The organism is Methylophaga sp. UBA1464 (assembly GCF_002325665.1).
Taxonomy (GTDB): domain Bacteria; phylum Pseudomonadota; class Gammaproteobacteria; order Nitrosococcales; family Methylophagaceae; genus Methylophaga.
Window position 1 is genome coordinate 1 of the sequence record NZ_DCSO01000039.1, and the last position, 5,130, is coordinate 5,130.

The following is a 5,130-nucleotide window of genomic DNA, read 5'->3' on the forward strand; positions in this document are numbered from 1 at the left end:
TTATAAAGATGGCATTCCGGATGGCACTTTCAATACCCGTCATCGGTTTATCAGTCTGGTCAATACTTTTATGCTGACAAAAAATCAACGACTTAATGTAGGTCTTGACTATGATCATGACCGAATTGAGGGCACGATTGATTACGATGAAACTTCACGCGATAACAAGGCGTTTTTTATCAGTTGGCAAGGGCAGGCAGGAAATCACAGCTGGTTATTAAGTTCTCGACATGATGATAACGAAGCCTATGGGGAAGAAACGACCGGCACGGCAGAGTGGGGCTATCAGTTAACACAGGCACTTCAGCTTACGGCGAATGTTGGAACGGCATTCAAAGCCCCAACATTTAATGAACTTTATTATCCAGATGTTGGGTTTTTTGTTGGCAATCCCGATTTGGAAGCCGAAAAATCGAAAAACTATGGTGTTGGTTTGTTAGGTAACGCTGATTGGGGTACCTGGGGAGTCCATGCTTTTCAGAACAAAATACGTGATTTGTTGGTATATCAATTTCCCACCACTGAAAATGTGGCTGAAGCCAAAATCAAAGGTCTTGAATTCGATTTGGCTACAACGCTGCTGAATTGGCAGGTACAGTTCAATGCGACTGTGCTTAAACCCGAAGATGAGGAAACACGTAATAAGCTACCACGCAGAGCACAGCGCCTGGCGAATCTGCATGTTGATCGTCAGTTTGGCGACTGGTCAATTGGCGGCAGCTGGAAAGTGAGTGACTATCGTTATGACGATGCCGCTAACAACACGCGTTTAAGTGGTTATGGTCTGGTGGACTTTCGAGTGGCTTATCAGATTGATAATGACTGGTCGGTTAAGCTAAATGCAATGAATGTGTTTGATAAGGAATATCAGACAGTCAATAACTTCAATACCTTGGATCGTACCTATATGCTGTCTTTACATTATCAGCCTTAAAATAGGTAGCTTATTTCATGCTCAGTCATTATCGACTGAGCATGATTTTTAGCTTTTAACGGCAAATCATTAATTTTATCTTCCTCGCATGTTCGCCGGATCATTCAGTAAGGATAAAGCTGGTCAGCTATAAGGCTTATCTTTTAGAATGGCAGGATTTTCCAGCGATATTCAGAGTTATCATGACAGATCTCAAAGACCAGGGTTTTGCCACCCGTGCAATTCGTACAGGACATGTAAGAACTCCTGAGGGCGAACATTCCGAACCAATTTTCCCCACTTCAAGTTTTGTGTTTGACAGTGCTGAACAAGCGGCAGCACGATTTGGCGGTGATGAACCCGGCAATATCTATGCACGCTTTACCAATCCAACCGTACGCACCTTTGAGCAACGTCTTGCCTCGCTGGAACAAGGTGAAGCCTGTGTGGCAACAGCTTCAGGCATGTCGGCTATTCTCGCAACCTTTATGGGATTATGTGCTGCAGGGGATCATATTGTCTCTTCACGCAGTGTATTTGGTACTACCCGGGTATTGTTTGATAAATATCTCAGCAAGTTCGGTTTGCAGACGGATTATGTGCCGTTAACCGATTTGGCGGCCTGGGAAGCGGCAATTAAACCCAATACCAAGGCGCTGTTTCTGGAAACGCCATCCAATCCACTCAATGAAATTGCTGATTTAGCGGCGTTATCCGCTTTGGCAAAACAGCATGATTGCCTGTTAATTGTCGATAACTGTTTCTGTACCCCGGCTTTACAGCAGCCATTATTGCTTGGCGCGGATATTGTGATTCACTCTGCTACCAAATATATTGATGGACAGGGGCGTTGTGTTGGTGGGGCGGTAGTCGGTGATGCACAGCGTGTCGGAGAAGATGTCTACGGTTTCCTGCGTTCAGCTGGCCCAACGATGAGCGCATTCAATGCCTGGACTTTTCTGAAAGGTCTGGAAACCCTGGATTTACGTATGAGAGCGCATTCCAGCAATGCCAATCAACTCGCCCATTGGTTGCAACAGCAAAAACAAGTGTCACAGGTTTTTTATGCGGGTCTGAAATCACATCCCGGTCATCAACTAGCCAAACAGCAGCAATCTGATTTTGGCGGCATTATTGCGTTTGAAGTCAAAGGCGGGCAACAGGCTGCGTGGAAACTGATTAATGCCACTCGTTTTATTTCAATTACCGCCAATTTGGGTGACACAAAAACAACGATTACCCATCCCGCGACGACTACGCATGGCCGTTTGTCTGAAGTAGCCCGTGCCGAATCAGGTATCAGCGAGGGCATGATACGTCTATCGGTTGGTTTGGAAAATGTTGAAGATATTCAAACAGATATCCAATGTGGGTTGGATCTACTTTAAGCTCGCCAAGCAAATAACTGAACTATCGGCATAAAACCTGCATATTGAGTCTGAAATAAAACAATTCGCGTCAGAAAATCGCCAGTGATGACATTTTCTGCCGCTTTTCAAGCCAAACAGGTTGTTTTTATGCAGAGAATATTAAGGGTAATACTGGCCCTGCCAGTCATCTGGCTTGCCTTTCCAGCGAATGCCAATGCTGAGTCAAATGCAGATGTCCGCATCATTATTGATGTGTCTGGCAGCATGAAATACAACGATCCACAGAATCTGCGATCACCTGGTCTGCGTTTATTGGGTGGGTTGATGCCGGGCGATGCCGAAAGTGGTGTCTGGACGTTTGCCCGTTACGTCAATATGCTGGTTCCAATACAGAATGCTGACGATAAATGGCGGCAACAGGTCCAGCAAAAATCCTCTGAAATTCATTCCCACGGCTTGTTTACGGATATCGAGCAGGCCCTGCAAAAAGCTACCGCTAATGTTAAGTCCTCAGATCCGGCCAGGCAACGCAGTATTATCCTGTTATCGGATGGTCTGGTTGATTTACATCAGGGAAAAGCTGCCAGTCAACAATCCCGGCAAAACATTATCGATAAACTGTTACCGCAAATTAAGCAAAAAGGCTTTCGTATCCATACAATAGCGTTATCCGAAGAAGCTGATCATGAACTACTGAAACAACTCTCCCTCTCCACCGATGGCTGGTACCACAAGGTGGATAATGCCGATGAGCTGGAACGGGTATTTCTGCATTTGTTTGAACAGGCAACCCAACGTGATTCGGTTCCGTTGGTTGAGAATCAGTTCACTATTGATAACAGTGTCAATGAAATGACGATTTTGGTGTTTCGTGAAAATGAAACCGATGTCACCCAACTGGTGCAACCTGATCAGCAACGCCAACAAGCTGATAATCATGAGTCCTCGGTACGCTGGATGCAGGAAAAACATTTTGATTTAATCACGGTAGAAAAACCGATGACAGGTGACTGGTTTATTGACGCTAATATAGATCCGGATAACCGGGTCATGGTGCTGACCGATCTGCGACTGGAAACCATTGATCTGCCAAATAATATTCTGGCAGGAGAGCAATTTGATATTGTTGCTAAATTGATCGACCATGGTAAACAGGTTGAGCGAACGGATTTTCTGCAGCTGGTGACGGCAGAGTTGAGTACCCAGCCACTGGCAGGCGATCCCATCAACAACACGATGACCTTAAATAACCAGACGGCGACGTTTATGGCAAATTTGGGCAAGCTGTTTGATAGTGGACAAAATGATATTGTGATCACGGCAAAAAGTGACACATTTGAACGCCAGCGGCGGCAATCTGTCAACGTAGTAGCATTGCCGTTTGATGTTACCGTTACCCAGCTGGAAACAGACAGTCGAAGTCATCGTTTATCCATGTCAGCTGATGCCAGCATGATTGATCCTAAATCATTGCAAATCACCGCATTGCTCAGCGCCGCTGATGGCAGTGAGTTTCCCTATGATGTGTTACGCCAAGCTGATAACACCTGGCAGCTGACTTTAGCTGATCTGCAGCCGGAAACTGCGTATCAATTATCGTTGCAGATCAGAGGTAAAACCCTGACTGGCCGTAATGTTTTTTTACAGCCGAAACCCATTCAGTTACTGGACGAAATGGGGGCCACATTGACGATTACTTCAGAAACAGCGCTTGCTGCTGATTCTGCTGATAAGCCATTTGAACCGGTGATGATTGATCCGGTTGCAGATGAAGAAACAACGATTATTGATGAGACTGTCTTTCGATTATCAAATACTGTCATTTTAGCCATTGGTAATGCCGTTATTGTGCTGTTGTTATTGATGGGATTCTGGTTTTGGCATCGCAGCCGTCGCCGGCAGCTATTACCTGGAGACTTATTATAAATGTCTATGACTGATCCGGTTTTTCAATGGCTGGCTTACGAGCTGGCTTTTATCTTTGCCATTTTGTTTGTCTGGGTTCTGCTTCGTGCCCGACGCAAACATAAACGTGCTCAGGCAGCGGCTGCAAAAACGGCCAAGTTAATCAAAAACAATCATGAACAACGTTTTGCTGCATTAAGCAGTCAACTGAGTGAACGTTATGGTTTAAGCGGCGCTGCTCTCGATACCATGGTTGAAGAATTGATGTCGCGGGAAAAGGAAATCTTTAAATCGATAGTCAATCTGTATTCAGAACAGGACGAAAAATCACTGGGAAAATTACCGGAACAGATTACTTCGTTAACGGATGCAACGCTAAGTATTATGCAAGCCGATATTGAGCAGGATCCTGTCGAATCCGAGATGACGGAGGAAATTGCCAGCGAAACTGAATTATCCGAAGAAACGGCAGAGTTTGAAGATCAAATAGTGTCACCTGAAGCGGAAGAAGAACCTGTAGCAGACTTTGACAGTGTGTTTGATGACGAGAATGCTGAGAATGTTGTTGCACAAACCGAACTACTGGATGATGAAACTGTTGTCAGTGACGAACAGAATGATACTTCCGAGATGTTTGAGATTGAACTGGCGGATGTTGAAACTGAAAATGCGGAGGATATATCCAATCAAAACCAGTTGGAGGATGAAACGACCAGCAGCGATTTGACTGAAGAGGTAAATGAAGAACCCGCTGCAGACTCGGAAGTGGAGATGGCTCCTGAACTGCTGGCAGAATTTGATGGCTTGGCAACTGATGATGTCAATACAGCTGACCAATTGGAACCAGACGTTCAAGACGGGCAAGATTTACAGTCCGAGGCAGTGTTAGAAACTGAAGCAGTCAAACCCGCCATGCGGATGGCGGATTTTGTGAAAAATGAC

4 protein-coding genes are annotated in these 5,130 nt (G+C 45.2%); all 4 read left to right on the forward strand.

Translation table 11 applies throughout. From position 1 onward, the window contains the following. Positions 1 to 934: TonB-dependent receptor domain-containing protein (locus B3O33_RS03890; RefSeq protein WP_292362988.1), on the forward strand; the 934-nt coding region annotated here is incomplete at its 5' end. A gap of 182 nt (positions 935 to 1,116) precedes the next feature. Continuing rightward, entirely contained in the window at positions 1,117 to 2,301 is a 1,185-nt protein-coding gene (locus B3O33_RS03895; protein ID WP_292361387.1) for an O-succinylhomoserine sulfhydrylase, read from the forward strand. Between the two features lie 129 nt (positions 2,302 to 2,430). Continuing rightward, positions 2,431 to 4,209 (forward strand): vWA domain-containing protein, encoded by a 1,779-nt coding sequence (locus B3O33_RS03900; RefSeq protein ID WP_292361386.1) that lies wholly within the window; start codon positions 2,431 to 2,433, stop codon positions 4,207 to 4,209. Next, a partial coding sequence (locus B3O33_RS03905) for a hypothetical protein (protein WP_292362991.1) occupies positions 4,210 to 5,130 on the forward strand: 921 nt, incomplete at its 3' end.

What these genes read in the sequence shown, in the direction of transcription:
- B3O33_RS03895 (WP_292361387.1), top strand. Translation starts at nt 1,117, where the DNA reads ATGACAGATCTCAAAGACCAGGGTTTTGCCACCCGTGCAATTCGTACA.
- B3O33_RS03900 (WP_292361386.1), top strand. Translation starts at nt 2,431, where the DNA reads ATGCAGAGAATATTAAGGGTAATACTGGCCCTGCCAGTCATCTGGCTT.